An 18,525-nucleotide genomic window follows, 5' to 3' on the forward strand; every position below is an offset into this window, starting at 1 on the left:
ATGTTTCGTCTGCTTCGTCTCATTCGTACCTCGATTGGCAAAAAGCTGCTAATGTCGCTCTCGGGGCTAGTGCTGATTCTGTTTATCATCGGCCATGCGGTCGGTAATTTAACCATCTTTGTCAGCGCCAATGCGCTCAATACCTACGCCCACTGGCTACAGGAGAATCCGCTGCTGTGGTTAATACGGTTCGGCATGATCGCCATTTTGATGATTCACATTGCGCTAGCGGTGGTGGTTAGTCGTGAAAATCGCCGCTCCCGTTCGTGCGACTATGGTCACGATACCCTCTGGCTGCGCCGTGTTAAGCACCCTTTTATGATGTGGAGTGGCGCTATTTTGCTACTGTTTTTGCTGTTCCATATCGGCCATCTTACGCTCGGTATCGGCGGCGAGCGCTATATGGCGCGACTCGATCACCAAGGGTATGTCGATGTCTATGCTCGGGTAGTCCTCTCATTTACCAACCCGTGGTTAACGACTCTCTATCTCATCGCTATGGCAGCGTTAGGGCTCCACCTCTACCACGCTATTCGTAGCGTTTTTCAGACCCTCGGTTTCTATCACGATAACTACTTTGGCTTCTTTCATACCCTAGCACTGCTATTAACCCTGTTCACTGTCATCGGATTTATCCTTATTCTGCTCACTGCCCTACTAGGGGGGTTTGAGCTTGCAACGGAGATTGACCATGCAGGTACCTGATAGCCGCACCCCCTCCGGCCCGCTGGCTGACAAATGGGATAACTGCCGTAACCAGCTACAGCTTATTAGCCCCAATAATAAACCCCGCTATCGGGTGATTGTGGTCGGTAGCGGCCTAGCCGGCGCGTCAGCCGCCGCCACGATGGCGGAGCTCGGCTATCGGGTCGAACTCTTTACCTTTCACGACTCCCCGCGCCGCGCCCACTCTATCGCAGCTCAGGGGGGGATTAACGCCGCTAAAAACTACCGTAACGATGGCGACAGCATTCAGCGTCTCTTTTACGATACGATTAAGGGGGGCGATTTTCGCTCGCGTGAGGCCAATGTCTATCGACTCGCTCAGGTGAGCGGCAATATTATCGATCAGTGCGTTGCTCAAGGGGTGCCATTCGCCCGCGATTATGGCGGCTATCTCGATAACCGCTCCTTTGGCGGCACTCTCGTCTCGCGCACCTTCTATGCCCGTGGTCAGACCGGACAGCAGCTACTACTCGGTGCGTATGGGGCGATGAATCGTCAGATTCATAGCGGTCGGATTAAGCTCTATACCCGCAGCGAGATGCTCGATCTGGTCGTGGTTAACGGTCGCGCCCGCGGTATTATCGTCCGTCATCTGGTGAACGGTCAAATTAGCCGCCATATCGCCGATGCGGTGGTGCTGGCCACCGGTGGCTATAGTAATATCTACTACCTCTCTACCAATGCAGCGGGCTGTAATGTCACCGCCACCTGGCGCGCCTATCAGCGCGGGGCGCTGTTTGCTAACCCCTGTTTTACCCAAATTCACCCCACCTGTACCCCACTGAGCCACCCCGGTCAGGCGAAACTGACCCTTATGTCGGAGTCGCTACGAAACCATGGCCGACTCTGGGTACCGCAACAGGCGGGGGATAGCCGCCCCGCTAACGACATTCCACTCTCAGAACGGGACTACTTTTTAGAGCGCAAATACCCCGCCTACGGCAATCTGTCACCTCGTGATATCGCCTCCCGTGCCGTCAAAGAGGTCTGCGATGAGGGGCGCGGCGTCGGGGCGATGGGGCGCAGCGTCTATCTCGACTTTGCCGATGCCATTGCCACCATGGGGCGGGAGGCGATTGAGCAGCACTACGCCAATCTGTTTGAGATGTATCAAAATATCACCCATGATGATCCGTGGCAGGTGCCGATGCAGATCTACCCGGCGCCCCACTACACTATGGGTGGGCTGTGGGTTGATTACCATCTGATGAGTTCCATTCCGGGGCTGTTTGTCATTGGGGAGGCGAACTTCTCCGATCACGGGGCTAACCGCCTTGGCGCTAGCGCACTGATGCAGGGGTTAGCCGATGGCTATTTTATTTTGCCGCAGACCATAGGGGACTTTTTAGCGCAGCATCGCCCCGATCGACTCGACACAACAGCCGCTCCGTTTATCGCCGCAGAAACCGACGCTAAAGCGCGAATGGATGCCCTGTTAGCCATTAACGGACGCCGCTCGGTCACCGAGTTTCATCGTCAACTCGGAGAGATATTGTGGCAAGGTTGCGGTATGTCGCGCTCCGCTGCCTCATTACAACAGGCTTTAACTCAAATTGAGGCGCTTGAGCATCAGTTTTGGCACGATCTGGCGCTCTGCGGTCACAGCGAGCAGCTGAATCAGAGTCTGGAACGCGCCGGTCGGGTCGCCGATTTTATGCAGTTTGCTAAATTAATGTGTCTTGACGCACTGCAACGGGAGGAGTCGTGTGGTGCCCACTTTCGGGAGGAGTTTCAGAGCAGCGGCGAAGCGGCGCGTAATGATACCGCTTTTAGCCATGTCGCCTGCTGGTACAGGGGTGAAGGTGGCGATGCAGCGCAGCGGCTGACTGAGCCGCTACAGTTTGACAATATCGCCTTGGCAGTTAGGAACTATAAATAGTTAAACAGACTAAGCTGATTGACTCGGGTATAGGTCTGCTGTAGTGCCTGCATTGAGGTCATCTCTTGGGTTAAGGAGGTAATCGCCTCGGTAATATCGACATCATGCACATCGGCCTTCTTCTGCTCTAAATAGAGCGAGTAGTCGAGATTGACCTCGCGCTGGGAGCTAATCATATTCATCCGTGCCCCGGCTTCCGCCTGAGCATTAGTCACCCGCTCCATCACGGTATCAATTTGGCTTAAAATCGAACCGCCACTAGCAAGATTATCGGCTTTCAGCTCTTCGGCAAAATTCATAATCAGTGCGGCGATATTTTCACCGCCGTTGGTTCCCGGTGCTGTGCCGGTGCCAAACAGCGCATCGCCGTTACTTAACTGACCGGCATGGCCTAACGGCATCGTCACTCCATCGGCAATTCTGACCGCGCGTTGATTGTTATCACCGCTATAAGCACCCTGCCAAGTCGGTGGCGTGGTCGCTGGGGCAATTTCGGTCAAACTAAACGGTGTCACACTGCTGTTATAGCCGGAGAAGATATACTCCCCATCACTCCCTTTCGCATTCATCAGCCCAACTAGCTGTTCTGCCGCCAGTTCAAACTGTTTGGCCACTGCCGCCCGATCCTGAGTATTGAGGGTACCATTGACCGCCCGTACCGCCTCTTCGCGTACCGACTGCAAGACATCGCCAATGCTCTGTAGGTTGGTCTCCTCAAACTCTAATCGCGTCTCAGCGTAGTCCATATTGGAACTAAACTGCTCATAGCGGGCAATTTCGCGCGTTAGCTCGTTAATTCTTGCCGCTCCGGCCGGATCGTCCGATAGCTTCTGAATACGCTGCCCCGAGCTAATTTGAGTCTGTAGGTTGGCAATTTTCTCATACTTATTTTGCATCGCCTCAATAGAGAGGCGCTGCATGGTGGTTGTGGCCAGTTTCATACTATGAACTCCCGCTTAGTAACTATCATTAGACCCGTATTGAGCCGATTAAAATCCGAAACATCTCATCTGAGGCTGACATCACCTTAGCGGCCGCCTGATAGGCCTGTTGATAGCGCATGAGATTGGCCGCCTCCTCATCCAGATTAACTCCAGAGACATCATCCCGTGCCCGGCGTGACTGCTGATAGATCACCTCACTCGCCTCATAGGAGACTTTAGCCGAGTTAGCTTTCGAGCCAATATAGGAGACTAACCCCTCGTAGATCATATCGGCCGATTGGGTACTGCCATTAAAGCCTCTAAATTGCCCAACCTCAGCGAGTTGAGCCGCGATGACATTATTGCCCTCTTGGCCTGCGGTATCAGAGGCGGCAATATCGCGTGGCTCTTTAATCAGCAGCGCCATATCGCGGGCATTATTGGCAAAGGGGGTGACCAAAAAGCGATCACCGTTAGCGGCCACTCCTGAGGTGGTCAGGGTGACGCCATTAAAGGTAAAACTGGTCGCCGCACCACCCGCTCCAGCAAAGGTCTGTTCACTGCTATCGCGCTGATTAGTTACCTTCCACGCATCGGCAGGCCCATCATACTCGACTAGATATTGCGCTCCGCGCCAACTATCGATCACAGTATCACTGTTAGTCGCTGGCAGAGGTGCAAAAGTATAGTCGTAGGCAACCGTGGCACCACTGCTATTGCTGCTACTATTGTAGGAGATAGCGGGGGCGGCGCTATTAAAAAATGGCTCATTGGTATCTCCATCCATATCAAAGCCATTTTGATGCAACTCATTAAACTTAATTGAGATTCCGGCTGCCATTAAACCAATATCGTCTTTGGTGCGCTGTAACACTCCCTCTTTAAAATCGAGAGTCGCTCCAATTTTACCGCCATTAATTCGGTCAGTCACATCGGTAAAGCTGCCGGTATTGGTCACAATTCCAATTTTACGGGTATAACCACCAAACTCCGTCGTTTGCAGACTAAAGGTATTATGGTTCGCTCCGACGACTAGATTTTGACCATCGCCAATGTAGATATTATTGGTGCCGTTGGGCATGTCGATGGTTTTTACCGAGACATACTCCGAGAGCAGATTAATTAACTGATCGCGTTGGTCTAGCAGATCATTGGGTGTATCTTCGGCGGAAGTGGCAACATCCTGAATGTTGCTGTTAATGCCGGCAATTTGGGCAGCGAGTTCATTAACTGCCATCACCGAATCGGAGAGCTGATTATTTACCTGCTCGTCAATGGCGTTCAGGCGGTTACCTACCTCACGAAAGCGGGAGGCAAGGGTCTCCCCCCGCCCTAGCATCTCCTCCCGAGCGGCAATAGAGGTCGGATCGTTAGCCACATTCTCAACCGCATTAAAAAAGTCTTGGTTAAAGCGGCCGATACCGGTCTCGCTGTTAACTAGGATTTGGTCTATCTCATCCATCAGATCCAAAGAGAGGTTATGCTCCTCTTTACGAGAGATGCTCTCCTGAAGATCGCGGCTCAGGTACTCATTGTAGTGGCGACGAATACCCTTGACTTCGACACCGGTACCCATCCCCCCCTCACTTCTGCGGGCAGTGAATTCGGTCTGTTGGCGAGTATAGCCCTCAGTATGGACATTGGCGATGTTATTTGAGGTGGTCACCAGTGCATTTTGAAAGGCTACCAGCGCCGCACGCCCATTGGTAATAAGATCCATAAGGGTTACTCCCGTGATAAAAAATGACTCAAATCCAACTGCCTATTATATCGGCAATTCCCCTCTAAACTTAAACTAGCCCCGAACTACCAAAAAATAAACCGCCCAACACAAATAAAAAATATATTTAAAATCATGATGATAACTATTGTTGGTAATATTTTTCACCCAGTGGGGGTTGACTTATATTAGAAAACAGTTATATTAACAGCCACTGATTGTTAAGGACGACAATTGTTCAAGACTCCTCCATCCTCCTTTGGTGGATTTTAGGCGCAGCATCCTCCCCTTTCGCTGCGCCTTTTTTAATTGTGCCACTATAACCCAAAAAAGCGACAGATACGCTGCTTCAGGCTAGCGCTATCCCCGCCTACCGCCTCGCTTTTGTTTGAACGGGCCGAAAGCGTGCTCTGCTGGCGCTGGTGCAACAGCCGACTGATGCGATCAACGAGCTGCCGATTCTGCTCTAGCAACGGCTGCATTACCGCTTTATCTATCACGTAGCCACAACAGTGACTTAACGCGACCACATCGGCACTACGAGGCTCACCGGTAAAGAGCGCCATCTCCCCTATCACATCGCCTGCTCCGAGGCGTTGCAGCTCAATCGGCTCGCCTTGGTTCTGAGGCAGTCTCACCACAGCGGCCCCTTCACAGATAATAATCATTGAGCGCTCCTCATCACCACAGCCGATTAGCTGTTCCCCCCGAGGGTAGTGGCGCGTTTCGCTCCCCTGCAGTAGCTGTTCGAGCTCTTGCGGGGTAAATAGATCGTAAAATAGCTCCACTTCGCCGATTAGCTCGGCCGCAAGCAGAGTCGCCGCCACCTCCTCTTCAAGTAGCCGACTCTGTAGCAGCGGATTTGTCGCCAACTGAATGCCCGCCCAGTGCAGATGGCGCCAAATACGGCCCCAAAACGCCCGACTCAGACGCAGTTTAGCCCCAAAATCGCGACTGGTAAACCCGACAATATAGTGGGCGTTATACTCCTTTATCCCATTAAATTTAGCCCACGGCGCAGGAGTAGCCTCCACCTCATCGATAGTCAGCAGCGCATCTTGCAAAATCTTCTCTACCCGATGTGGTAGCTCATCTGCATCGATAACCACGGTTAATACCGTTTCGTAGGCCTCATCTGGTAATGAGAAGTTCTGCACCACCGACTCCGACGCTACCGCATTAGGGATGGAGATAATCGTGCTATCACGACAGAGCAGCCGAGTCGAGCGCCAGGTAATATCGATCACCTTCCCCTCTTTCCCTCCTTGTAGCTGAATCCAATCCCCAATCCGAAACGGCCGCTCCAGATTGATCGCGATGCCGGAGAAGATATTGGAGATATTGATCTGTATCGCCAGACCCACAATCATCGCAATCACCCCTGAAGTAGCCAACAGCGCGGTAATTTTATAACCAAAGACAAACGAGAGGATCCCAAATCCCGCTAACAGCAGAATCAAGCCGCCACTAAACGCCCGCACCAAATTAGGAATTTTACGCCGAGTATGGTACTCCAGTGGCTGCCAGATGAAGGTCGCCATCGCACTAATGAGCAGCAGCGCCGGAATAAACCACCACAAGAGGTCAAATAGGGTGATAAACATTGCGCTCTCAAAGCGTCCCGAGCTCTGCTGTAGCCACTGTAGCAGCTCGACCTCCAGCGCTAGTAGTAGCAGCACAATCGCACCGCCTTGCAGCAGCCACACATAGCGCCCCCCCCCCTCCCGTCTAACGCCTCTCCAGCGCAGCAAAAGTGGTAGCAGTAGCAGCAGCATAGCGCTACCCACCACCACCCAAAATGAGCGTTCGGGAGAGAGCATCCGTCGTAGCGAGAGGCTCTTAGTCGAGATATCGAGCACAAAGTTAAATTGTGAAAAGGGGATTTCACCCACGCCGCGATCAAGATAGTGGAGCTGCCCCATATTGTTCTGCAATAAGATATCGGGAAATAGCCGCACCCCATGTAGCTGCCAGTCATCGTGATCGGCAAAGAGGGTACTCTGCTGTAGCCGCTGTAGATAGTGATCGCTATTTTCCATATTCATACCGACAATATCGGTAACATAGACTAACTGGCTACGATCCAGTCGCCGATGCCTAAAGGCCACCCCGACAATGCGCCCATCGAGCACCATACTGCTAATCGCCCGATTCCAGTCGGTCACAAAGCGCCCGCTCAGATGAAAGCGCTGATAGACCACCCCGTTATCGAGCTGATAGCGATCCGGCTCAGGTAGCGTTATCGCCTCGGCGGCATTCACAAACTCGATATCGGTCGGATCGATCTGCTGCTGATGGCGAAACCAGAGATAAAAATCGAGCTCCACCATCCCCTCTCGTTCGGCAACCGGTTCAATACGATTGACGGTAATACCACTATGGACGACATAAATTTTCTGTAGATAGTGTTCACCTATCTGTAACAACTCCCCCGCTGCCACCGCCTCGGCCATCGCCTTAGGGGGTGAAACTATCTTAAGCTGTTCTAACTGTAATAGCGCCGATACCGGTCGATTACGCACAAAAGTGGCCATATAGGCTGGCTTAAAGGCGTTTCCATGTTGATCAAAATAGGTCACTCCGGTAACACCGCTAACGCCACGCTCCACCGAGTTAAAGCGAACCATCGCCTGCCGTACCCGCTCTCTAACACCCTCAATCGGGCCATCACTACCGTTTAAACCCGCCTGCTGCAGGGCGCTAACCAGTACTTTAGCCGCGTCATAAGAGAAGGCCGCATGCCACCCCGGCTCAGAGTCAAACCGCTGCCGGTAGGCGCTACGAAACTTTTGCGCCTGCTGATTAGCCGTCTCAAACAGCATTGGCGACACCACATAGCTGTTGCGTAGATAGTATCCCGGCTGGCGCTGCTCCTTCGGTAGCTGATCAAACGCGGTGGTAAAGGCGTTGTTGTAGAACGAGGTGGGGAGCAGGACGGTATTGTCGATCCCCGCATCACGCAGCTGCCGTAGTAGTAGCGCCCCCTCATGGTTATGACCGGCAATAAAAATAACCCCCAACTCAGACGCACGCGCAGCTAGCCCTAACGCTAGCTGCTGCAGACTCTGTTCCAGAGTCTCATCCTCCACCCGATAACCGTGCTGACAGCTTATCTCCATCTGTAGCTGCTCTGCCATAGTGATAAAACTCGCGGCTAAATCGCTGCCATAGGCAAGATCTTCATGAATCACACAAACCCGCTCAAAATTGAAGACCCCTTTAGCGTAGTAGCTCGCGATATGGGCCTCAAAGTCGTTATTAATAAGGGCACTAAAGTAGTAGGGGTTATCGCGGGTTATCGCCGGATTACTGGAGCTAGGGGTAATGGCTACGATACCGGCCTGCTGATAGATCGGCGCTGCCGCGAGCGATGCCGAGCTGTAGTTATGGCCGATGACCGCCACACTCTCACCATCGCTAACTAGCTCTGCGGCTCGTTGTCGGGCTAACTCGGCTTGGTTCTGATCGTCATAGACATTGAGCACCAGCCGAGCGCCATTGACGCCACCGTGCTGATTCATCTCATCGATTAACATCTCAATCCCGTTCAGGTGCATCTGGCCGGTAGTACTGTTTTTGCCGCTTAGCGGCAACACCACACCAATAGCGAGCTGCTGCTGCTGCTCCCCCTCCCCTAACCGCTCCATATCACTCTGATAGCGGTGCCAGATGAGCCCCACCAGAACCACGATCAACACTAAATAACCCATTTTGGCCAGTAGCCGCATGAAACACCCTCCAATCAATCCATTAAAAAAAGAGCCTATAGGTTTTTGCCACCGGCTATGGTAACCTACCGCACTCATTGGGATCACTATCTAGTTTTTTTAATCACTCTACACTCTATGCGTTTACCTCTACGCCAGACCCAAACCGGTCTGCGGTTGCTGTTTTGGTTACTGCTCTGCTTCGTCTGGCTTAGCCACGGAGCCGCTGATTTGTGGGCCGCAGAGGTGAATCAAGATCAGATCGCACAGATTCAGCAGCAGCTAAATCAGCGCGGCTACGATGCAGGTCAAGTCGATGGCCTGCCGGGGCCAAAGACTCGTAGCGCCATTCGCAACTATCAGCAAGATCAGCAGCTACCGGTCGATGGAGAGTTATCAGAGCAGCTACTACAACAGCTAACCGCCCCGCAGGAGCCGTCCACACCCGAACCCGAACCCACACCTGAACCGGCAACGACGCCCCCCTTATCTCATGCCACAGCGGAGACCATTACAACGACAGCGCCCCCCACCGCTGCCCCCCCACCCGTCAGCTCGCCACCACCGCTCTCCCCCACGATAGCCGACCACCTTGACAGCGATGATCGCATGGCGCTCATTCGTAGCCGTGGCAAACTGATCGTCGGGGTCAAGACCGACTACCCCCCGTGGGGCGGCATTAATGAAAATGCTGACATTTACGGCCTAGAGCCCGATTTAGCGCGCGATCTGGCTCAGCGTCTCGGCCTTGAGCTGGAGTTGGTCAGCGTCACGGCGAGTAACCGCATGGGCAAGGTGGAAGAGGGGGCGGTGGATCTCATCATTGCCACGATGAGTGATACTCTCAAGCGGCGGGAGATCGCCGGCCTACTAGAGCCAAACTACTACGCCAGTGGGGTCAATCTCATGATCCACAAAGGGGTTATCGTTAACTCTTGGGGGGAGCTACGGGGACGCAAAATCTGTCTCAATGAGTCAACCCACTTTAACCGCGTTCTGATTCAGCGCTATCTCATTGAGCCGGTGATCTTTAAAGGCAACCGCGATGCCCAACTGGCGCTGGAGGGGGGACGCTGTATCGGCTGGGCCTATGACGATACGGTGATTACCCGGCTGCTAAAACAGGAGCGCTGGAGCGACTTCTATATGCCACTAGAGTCGATTCTGGTCGGCCCTTGGTCGGTGGCAGTCAAGAGCAGTGAAGTTGATCGCGCCCTAGGACTCTTTGTCGCCGATACCATCGCCGAGTGGCATCGCAGTGGCTTTCTGCTGGCCAAGGAGGCGGAGTGGGGACTCCCTCCGAGCCCCTATCTACAGCAGCAAAATCAGCTCTTTAACCAATTAGATGCCGATGGCGAACTACTCTGCCGCCGTGGCGAGGATAATCGCTTTCCACTACCGTGCCAAAACCAGAAGCTGCTGAAAGAGGCCGGTGTCGAAACGACGCCCAATTTTGACGGCATTCGCGGCTGGTTAGTCGATTTAGGCATCGACTTTGTCCCCCTAACTGACCCCTATGCGGGCGACATTTTATGGCAGGGCATCGTGCTGACCCTTCTGCTCAGTCTAATCGCTATTGTCGGCTCACTGCTGTTCGGATTGGTAGCGGCCTATAGCCAGCTACGCGGCCTCTGGCCCCTAGGCTGGCTCTTCGCTACCATCGTACAGCTATTTCAGAAGACTCCCCCTATTTTACAGCTCTACATTATCTTCTTCGGGCTAGGTACGGTGGCAGCGAATGAGTGGAATATCACCTTTAACGCCATCGCGGTAGCTGGAGTGGTCTTTTCGCTCTACGCCGGTGCTAGTAACGCGGTGGCGCTACTGCATGCGATGGAAAATATCGGTGCCCGCTACCCCTATGATCCCCCCTATGCCCACCTAGCAGAGGTGATTGAGAGCGCCTTTAGCGCCCTAGTCGCTAACTCAGTTAATATCGTTAAAGCGATTGGTATCGCCTCAGTGATTGCGGTACCGGAGCTCATTTCGGCCACCAATGCGATTTTATCTGAACATGGTAACAGTACTGAAATGATGAACTTTTTAATGCTGTTCTATTTTCTACTGGTCGCCGTTGCGATCGTGTTACTCAATAGCTTGCGTCGGGTAGTCAATCGATGGGCCTCCTAGAGATTCTGAACGAACTACGCATCTGGACTCCCTACCTTGCCGGCGGGTTTATGATGAACCTGCTGCTATCGCTCCTCTCCATGGGGTTAGGCACTGCGGTCGGATGGGGGTTAGGCTGGATGAGAACCCTCCCCTATCGCAGTCTCAATCAGAGCGGGGCGCTCTTAACTAGCCTGTTTCGCAATATCCCTAGCTTCGTCTTTATGTTCTATATCGCCTTTATCTTACCAGTTGAGATCAACTGGGGCGATGAGGTGGTCAAGGTGCCCGCTTGGATTAAAGCCTCCATCGCTCTGATGGTACCCGTTACCGGCTTCGTCTCCGATCAGGTGGTTAAACTCTACCAGGATCGTCGCGCCGGCGGCCACCATCCGTTGATGAGCTTTGGTCTGGCTTGGACTCAATACTTCATCATTATCATTATGGCCTCCTCCACCGCTTCGGTTATCGGGGTCGATGAGATTGTCGCCCGCGCCAATACCGTCATCGCCGCGATTCGGGCACCGGAGATTATGCTCTGGCTCTATCTGTATGTGGCTCTCTGGTTCCTGCTGCTAGGCAGGGTGGTCAGCCATATTGCCAATCGGCTGATGTTCAGCTCACAGATGAGTGACCGCGTCGTTCGGCGCGGCTATAGCGCTCTGGAGGTGCCAGGTCATGCCGATCGCTCCCCTGCTGAAACTGAAGCTCTCATTCGGCTAGGCAAACAGATTCAGATTACCGAGCTAAAAGGGAGCCTCTTCTCCGGTAACTGCCGGTCATTACAACAGCAGCTACTCCCCCTCCTGCTACAGCACAATGGTGGCTATACTATTCTCGACTGTCACGCTTTAAGTGATCTCGATCAAGCTGCAATCCGGCTGCTGCGACGGCTGCACCACCTAGCTCTTGATAACCGCTGCCGACTGGTACTGACCGGCCTACAGGAGAGCCCGACCCTCTCCGAAAAGCTACAAAAGAGCGGCATACTCTACTTAGTAGGCGCAGAGCATCAGTTTGAGACGGTGCATGATGCCATATTTGCCTGCGAAGATCGGCTGCTAGATCGCGAGCTAGGGCCACACCGCTACCATACAACCGTCCCATGGAGTGCGTTTAACATTCTAAAGCTGTTTAGCCGTGTCGAGCTCGATCTGTTTGAGACCTATCTTGAACAGCAGCGGTATCCGGCCAAAACGGTTATCAGCCACCAAGGCGATCAGGATGGACGACTGCTGCTAGTTCGTTCGGGTCGCGTACTAGCGCTCTCCCGTGGTCGTCACGGCCGTTCCAAACTGCTCTACGCCTTCTGTCCCGGCAGTATGATTGGCGAGATGGCGCTACTTGACAATGAACCCCGCTCAGCCACCATTGTCGCCGAGATGGACTTAGCCGTTGCAGAGCTGACTCCGAAAGCCTTTAAGCGGCTACAGCAGGAGCAGCCCCAGTTGGCTAATCGACTCCTCTCCGGTATCGGTATTGTCATGAGCCAGAAGATCCGTACTTTAAATCGCACTGTGATGGCGCTAGAAGATTAACCCCCCTCATCTCAACGGCACTGACAGGAGTCACCCATGCAGAATCCACTACGCTACTACTTCTTTGACCCTTATGTGATCAAAATCGGTCTGGAGGGGGGAGTATGGGAACCAACCCCTCACGGCCTAGCCTTGGCCGAAGGGATGGTGGCAGCCCGAGAGGCGATCTGCCACCAAACCGTGTTAGAACTCGGCGCAGGTTGCGGCATTCATGCCATTTTAGCGGCCAAAATTGGCGCAGCAGCGGTCGATATTACCGAAATCAACCAGAGCTATCTCGACAATGCCGCTGCAAATGGCGCTCTAAACGGCATCAGCTACCGTCAGGCACTGGTGCGCGACTGGAGCCACTTTAGTGTCGCTGAAGGCTACGATCTACTCCTCTGTAATCCGCCCTTTTGCAAATCGGGAAAGCCGATACGACGCCACTTTATTCATCAATTGCTACAAGACACCCCTAAGTTGGTTAGATCCGGTGGTAAGCTGCTGTTTGTTCAAAGTAGCATGGCCGACTTTCGCCTTACCGAACAGCAGCTACAGGATCTAGGTATGAGCTACCGTGTGGTGCTGCAAAAACGGGGCGTGTTTCGCGACTACTATTTTACTGAGCCTAATTTTATGGAGGAGTCTGCCACCGTCGCTAATGGGTATGAGCTCATCGACGGCTGCTATATTGAGACGCTACGGGTCTATCTAGCGACGCTGCCCTAACCGGCGCAGCCAACGCTTAGGCGCGGGAGAGGGCTAAAAAATCACAGTTCAATCCCATTTTGAGCCATAATGCCCGCTTTATAGGCGTGTTTGATCTCTCGCATCTCGGTCACCGTATCGCCAATATCGAGAATCTCAGCCGGTGCCCCACGACCAGTTATCACTACGTGCTGCCTCGGCGGGCGCTGTTTAAGTACCGCAATCACCCCCTCTATCGGCAGGTAGTGGTACTGCAACACGATATTGAGCTCATCAAGCACTACGAGATCAAACGACTCATCAGTTAAAAATTTGACCGCCTGCGCCCAAGCCCGCTCTGCAGAGGCGATATCCTGCTGCCGGTTTTGGGTATCCCAGGTAAAGCCATCCCCCATCACATGAAATTCGACCTGCTCGGGAAAACGGCGATAGAACTGCTCCTCGCCGGTCACTATCGCCCCCTTGATAAACTGCACCACCCCAACGCGCATATTGTGCCCTAAGGAGCGGGCAATCATCCCAAATGCGGAGCTACTCTTTCCCTTGCCGTTACCGGTGTGAACCAGCACAATGCCGCGCTGCTGATTCGCTTTAGCAATCCCCTCATCGATATAGCTCTTTTTGCGTTGCATTCGCTGTTGATGACGCTGGTTCTTCTGCTTCTCAAGAGGATCGGCTGACATAAGGGCTCCTTGGTATGGTATGTAAGGGGGATGGGTGTTTATGGGGGTCAGGCAATGTCAATTCAAAGTCGGCTCTCACTCCGTCATTTGGCTAGATTTGGCCTTCCGACTGCACCCTAGTAGGCTTAAGGTGGTCATCACCATTAAGATCAGCGTATGCCAATCGGCCTGTGCCGATCCGCTGTCGTAGTGGCGACTGGCGCTAAAGGTCAAATAGCCCACCAAGATCAGAAAAAAGAGTCCACCTAACCACGGTACTAACCCTTGCTGACGAAAAAACCAGATCCCTTGCCAGATCGCCATGGCAGCATAGAGCCAGTGCAGTAGCTGGGTTAGCAGTGCATGCTCAAGCTCCAGTGTAAGCAGGCTAAAGCTCTGTGGCTGCACTATCGACATAACTCCCCAACTAATCCAGATCATTCCCATCATATAGCACACCCCAAATCCCTCTCGGCGAGGGGTCGGTTGTCGCTGTTCTGGCGGTGCAGGTAGTCTCATAATCATACTCTCAGATCAAATCGAAGGGGGGTATAGTGTAAAGCAGAACCGACTCTAAATCACAATCTATCCTAGCTCACTCCATGCTCTGCGAGCACACTGGTGAGGGAGCGCTAGCGGCACTATTTGAGCAACAGCAGTTGAAACCAGGCCTTGACACTACCACATTCGGCTGCATAAACTGCCTTGTTAGCACTCCAGAGCAATGAGTGCTAACGCTGGCGACAAAAAGATTAACCTTAAAGCTTTTATGGTGACTATGACTGAACTACAGATAAGTGATCGGGCACGCTTTCTATTAAAGCGCATCGTCAGTCGCTATATTCACGATGGGCAACCGATAGGCTCCCGTACCCTCTCCCGCGAGGAGAATATCGATCTAAGCTCGGCCTCAATTCGTAATGTGATGTCCGATTTGGAGCAGATGGGGCTTATCTGCTCCCCTCACACCTCCTCCGGACGCATCCCCACCGCAAAAGGGTACCGCTTCTTTGTCGAACAGCTACTAGAGGTGCGGCCACTGACACCCAAAACATTAAAACAGCTACAACAGGAGTTAAGCGCCGATCTGCTCAACCGCCCCGATACCGCACTACAGATAGCCTCAGCCCAACTAGCCGAGCTCACCGGTCTAGCGGGTATTGTGATGCTCCCCCGCTGGGAGCAGCAGGTAGTAAGACAAATCGAGTTTCTACCCCTATCGGGAGATAAGGTACTGGTCATTTTAGTTACCAACGACAGTCTGGTACAGAACCGAATTATTCACACCTCCCGCCACTTCAGCGAATCGGAGCTCACCGAAGCGGCCAACTACTTTAATAGCCACTTCGGCGGCAAACACCTCTCTGAAGTTAGACGGACGGTAGTCGAAGCGATGGCGCAGCACCGCGACGATATGGATCGAATAATGCGTAATATTATCGAAGTGGCGCAATCGACCCTCGCTGAGGAGGAGGAGCAGGAGGGCTACCTCATCTCCGGCCAAACCAAACTGATGGGCTACAGCGAAATGGGCAATCTAGATCGACTGCGACAGCTATTTGAAGCATTTAACCAAAAGCGTGATCTGCTCCATCTACTAGAGCAGTCGATGCAAGCGCAGGGAATCGAGATATTTATTGGCGAAGAGTCGGGCTACAAAGCACTAGATGAGTGTAGTGTCGTTACCGCCCCCTATCGAATTGATGGCGCTAAAGTGGGCGTTCTAGGAGTCATCGGCCCGACCCGCATGAAGTATGACAAGGTAATTCCCATTGTCGATATTACCGCCAACCTGCTAGGCTCAGTACTAGCACAACAACACTAAACACCCCCAACCCAATTAACCTAACCGATTGATACAGCTAGATTAAGGAGATCGAACTACCCATGAGTAAAATCGAACAGACCCCACCGGAACAAAACCTAACTGCCGCAGCACAGGTATCTGTGCCTGATCAGAGTCCCGATACCCCCCCCGATCCCCCCCCACTCCCCCACTCGATGAAGAGGCGAGGTTCGAGGCGCTGCAACAGCAGTTAAATCAGATGAAGGAGGAGTTCAACCAGTTACAACAGCAGAACGAGACTCTCAAAGAGCAGCTACTACGAGCTCACGCCGAACTTGAAAATGGTCACCGTCGATCACAACAAGCTATCGCAAAGGCGCATAAATTTGCGTTAGAGAAGTTTGCAACCGAGCTACTGCCAGTGGTCGATAGCCTAGAGATGGGCCTCAACGCCATGAGCGATGCCGAACAGAATGAAGTGGTCGCCAAACTGCATGAGGGGACTGAAATGACCCTCAAACTCTTTCTAGCTACCTTAGAAAAGTTTGACATTAAAGCCGTCGGTGAACCAGGAGAGAGCTTTAACCCCGACTACCACCAAGCCGTCTCCATGCAGCCATCGGCAGAGTATCCGGCCAATAGTATCGCCGTGGTCATGCAAAAGGGGTATCTGCTCAATGAGCGACTGATACGCCCGGCCATGGTGATGGTCAGCCAAGGTAGCGCCAGCTAAATAGCAGTTGAAACCTCAAGCAATGTCCCTATTTAGCGTGTAGTCATTACCCTCCCTGAGAGGGAGAAACCAAAAGATCTGGAGAATAGAGAGATGGGAAAAATTATCGGAATTGATTTGGGCACCACCAACTCCTGTGTGGCAGTCATGGAGGGGAAGAGTCCCCGTGTTATTGAAAATAGCGAAGGGACACGAACCACCCCCTCGATTATCGCTTACAGCAAAGATGATGATGAGGTACTAGTCGGCCAATCGGCCAAGCGCCAAGCGGTCACCAACCCCGAAAACACCCTGTTTGCGATTAAACGCCTCATTGGCCGCCGCTTTGAAGAGCCAGAAGTACAAAAAGATATCAAACTGGTTCCCTACAAAATCGTCAAAGCGGACAACGGTGACGCATGGGTCGAGGTGAAGGGCAAAAAGATGGCCGCCCCCGAAATTTCGGCCAAAGTGCTACAGAAGATGAAGAAGACCGCCGAAGATTATCTCGGCGAAACGGTCACCGAAGCGGTCATTACCGTACCGGCCTACTTCAACGACTCCCAGCGCCAAGCGACCAAAGATGCCGGCCGTATTGCCGGACTAGAGGTAAAACGAATTATTAACGAACCCACCGCTGCCGCGCTCGCCTTTGGGATGGATAAAAAGGGGGGGGATCGCAAAATCGCGGTCTATGATCTCGGTGGCGGGACTTTCGATATCTCCATTATCGAAATTACCGATATCGATGGCGAGCACCAATTTGAAGTCCTCGCCACCAACGGCGATACCTTCCTCGGCGGAGAGGATTTCGATATGCGCCTTATCGACTATATCGCCGATGAGTTCAAACGAGATCAAGGGGTCAACCTCCATAACGATCCCTTAGCCCTACAGCGGCTGAAAGAGGCGGCAGAGAAGGCCAAAATTGAGCTATCCTCTAGCACCCAGACCGAGGTCAATCTCCCCTATATCACCGCCGATGCCTCTGGCCCGAAACATCTGAATGTTAAAATTAATCGAGCTAAATTTGAGTCGCTAGTTGAGGATCTCATTAGCCGCTCAATCGAACCGTGTCGAGTAGCACTCAAAGATGCCGGCCTAAGTGCGAGCGACATTAACGATGTGATCCTAGTCGGTGGCCAGACTCGGATGCCTAAAGTTCAAGCCGAAGTGGAGCAGTTTTTCGGCAAAGAGCCTCGCCGTGATGTTAACCCCGATGAGGCGGTCGCCGTTGGAGCCGCGATTCAGGGCGGTGTCCTCGGCGGCGCAGTGAAAGATGTGCTACTGCTCGATGTCACCCCACTCTCGCTCGGTATTGAGACCATGGGCGGCGTGATGACCAAGCTGATTGAGAAGAATACTACCATTCCGACCAAAGCGAGCCAAATCTTCTCCACCGCCGATGATAACCAGCCGGCAGTGACCGTACATGTCTTACAGGGAGAACGGGAGATGGCCTCGGCCAATAAGTCACTCGGACGCTTCGATCTGACCGACATCCCCCCCGCACCGCGCGGTACGCCCCAAATTGAGGTCACTTTTGATATTGATGCTAACGGCATTCTCAATGTCTCGGCCAAAGATAAGGGTACCGGCAGAGAGCAGACTATCGTGATTAAGGCCTCCTCCGGCCTCTCCGATGAAGAGATTGACAAAATGGTCAAAGATGCCGAGCTCCATGCGGATGAAGATCGCAAATTCCAAGAGCTCGTCGGCATCCGCAATACCGCCGACTCGATGATTCACGCCACCCGCAGGTCGATGGAAGAGCTAGGTGAGAATGGTCTCAATGCGGCTGAAAAGTCGGCCATTGAATCAGCCATCAAGGAGCTCGAAGAGGCGCTCAAGAGCAACGACAAAGAGGCGATTGAGGCAAAAACCAAGGCATTAACCGATGCATCTGCTAAAATGGCTGAAAAACTCTACGCCCAAAAGGGAGCAGAGGGGGCTAGCGGCAGTACCGATAGTGCTAATTCCGGTACCCAAAAAGAGAAGGACGATGATGTTGTCGATGCCGAATTTGAAGAGATTGATGACAAAAAGTAGCTCCGCTAGGTACTAAACGGCTAC

General features: G+C 52.9%; 13 protein-coding genes and 1 pseudogene. 9 read left to right on the top strand and 5 right to left on the bottom strand.

Features of this window, described 5'->3' with window-relative positions:
• Nucleotides 1-705 carry a succinate:quinone oxidoreductase gene (locus D5085_01710; protein QEP41967.1) on the top strand — a complete coding sequence of 235 codons (705 nt, stop codon included), beginning with the start codon at nucleotides 1-3 and terminating at the stop codon, nucleotides 703-705.
• A complete protein-coding gene (locus tag D5085_01715) occupies nucleotides 692-2,605 on the top strand; it encodes a fumarate reductase/succinate dehydrogenase flavoprotein subunit (GenBank protein ID QEP41968.1) in 1,914 nt (637 codons plus the stop codon). The genes D5085_01710 and D5085_01715 overlap by 14 nt, the downstream gene beginning before the upstream one ends.
• Here the strand turns inward: D5085_01715 and flgL are convergent.
• The 3 genes from flgL to D5085_01730 all read right to left on the bottom strand — a co-directional run bounded on the left by flgL (nucleotide 2,596) and on the right by D5085_01730 (nucleotide 9,054).
• On the bottom strand, nucleotides 2,596-3,546 hold the full coding sequence (flgL, locus tag D5085_01720; GenBank protein QEP41969.1) for a flagellar hook-associated protein 3: 951 nt from the start codon (nucleotides 3,544-3,546) through the stop codon (nucleotides 2,596-2,598). The genes D5085_01715 and flgL overlap by 10 nt on opposite strands.
• Before the next feature lie 28 nt (nucleotides 3,547-3,574).
• Nucleotides 3,575-5,248: a flagellar hook-associated protein FlgK gene (gene flgK / locus D5085_01725; GenBank protein QEP41970.1), complete on the bottom strand. Its 1,674-nt coding sequence runs from the start codon at nucleotides 5,246-5,248 to the stop codon at nucleotides 3,575-3,577.
• 317 nt (nucleotides 5,249-5,565) lie between these two features.
• Nucleotides 5,566-9,054: a hypothetical protein gene (locus D5085_01730; protein QEP41971.1), complete on the bottom strand. Its 3,489-nt coding sequence runs from the start codon at nucleotides 9,052-9,054 to the stop codon at nucleotides 5,566-5,568.
• Here D5085_01730 and D5085_01735 point away from each other — a divergent pair.
• From D5085_01735 to D5085_01750, 4 genes and pseudogenes are all read left to right on the top strand, one after another.
• Nucleotides 9,034-9,375, top strand: a pseudogene (locus tag D5085_01735) (peptidoglycan-binding protein). The gene D5085_01730 and the pseudogene D5085_01735 sit on opposite strands and share 21 nt — an antisense overlap.
• 762 nt (nucleotides 9,376-10,137) lie before the next feature.
• Complete coding sequence (locus D5085_01740) at nucleotides 10,138-11,085, top strand: hypothetical protein (protein QEP45011.1); 948 nt, start codon at nucleotides 10,138-10,140, stop codon at nucleotides 11,083-11,085.
• On the top strand, nucleotides 11,073-12,602 hold the full coding sequence (locus D5085_01745) for an STAS domain-containing protein (protein ID QEP41972.1): 1,530 nt from the start codon (nucleotides 11,073-11,075) through the stop codon (nucleotides 12,600-12,602). Before D5085_01740 ends, D5085_01745 begins: the two co-directional genes overlap by 13 nt.
• Before the next feature lie 36 nt (nucleotides 12,603-12,638).
• Nucleotides 12,639-13,313 carry a hypothetical protein gene (locus D5085_01750; GenBank protein ID QEP41973.1) on the top strand — a complete coding sequence of 225 codons (675 nt, stop codon included), beginning with the start codon at nucleotides 12,639-12,641 and terminating at the stop codon, nucleotides 13,311-13,313.
• A 41-nt stretch (nucleotides 13,314-13,354) separates the two neighbouring features.
• On the opposite strand, the gene cobO is transcribed toward D5085_01750, so the two are convergent.
• Nucleotides 13,355-13,975 carry a cob(I)yrinic acid a,c-diamide adenosyltransferase gene (gene cobO / locus D5085_01755; protein ID QEP41974.1) on the bottom strand — a complete coding sequence of 207 codons (621 nt, stop codon included), beginning with the start codon at nucleotides 13,973-13,975 and terminating at the stop codon, nucleotides 13,355-13,357.
• Between the two features lie 75 nt (nucleotides 13,976-14,050).
• A complete protein-coding gene (locus tag D5085_01760; protein QEP41975.1) occupies nucleotides 14,051-14,473 on the bottom strand; it encodes a hypothetical protein in 423 nt (140 codons plus the stop codon).
• A 259-nt stretch (nucleotides 14,474-14,732) separates the two neighbouring features.
• On the opposite strand from D5085_01760, the gene hrcA reads away from it, so the two are divergent.
• The 3 genes from hrcA to dnaK all read left to right on the top strand — a co-directional run bounded on the left by hrcA (nucleotide 14,733) and on the right by dnaK (nucleotide 18,501).
• Nucleotides 14,733-15,779 carry a heat-inducible transcription repressor HrcA gene (hrcA, locus tag D5085_01765; protein ID QEP45012.1) on the top strand — a complete coding sequence of 349 codons (1,047 nt, stop codon included), beginning with the start codon at nucleotides 14,733-14,735 and terminating at the stop codon, nucleotides 15,777-15,779.
• Between the two features lie 220 nt (nucleotides 15,780-15,999).
• Nucleotides 16,000-16,473, top strand: a complete 474-nt coding sequence (gene grpE, locus D5085_01770) for a nucleotide exchange factor GrpE (GenBank protein QEP41976.1) — start codon at nucleotides 16,000-16,002, stop codon at nucleotides 16,471-16,473.
• A 93-nt stretch (nucleotides 16,474-16,566) separates the two neighbouring features.
• A complete protein-coding gene (gene dnaK / locus D5085_01775; protein QEP41977.1) occupies nucleotides 16,567-18,501 on the top strand; it encodes a molecular chaperone DnaK in 1,935 nt (644 codons plus the stop codon).
• Nucleotides 18,502-18,525: the final 24 nt, after the last annotated feature.

The sequence above is a fragment of the Ectothiorhodospiraceae bacterium BW-2 genome, assembly GCA_008375315.1.
Taxonomy (GTDB): Bacteria; Pseudomonadota; Gammaproteobacteria; order Thiohalomonadales; family Thiohalomonadaceae; genus BW-2.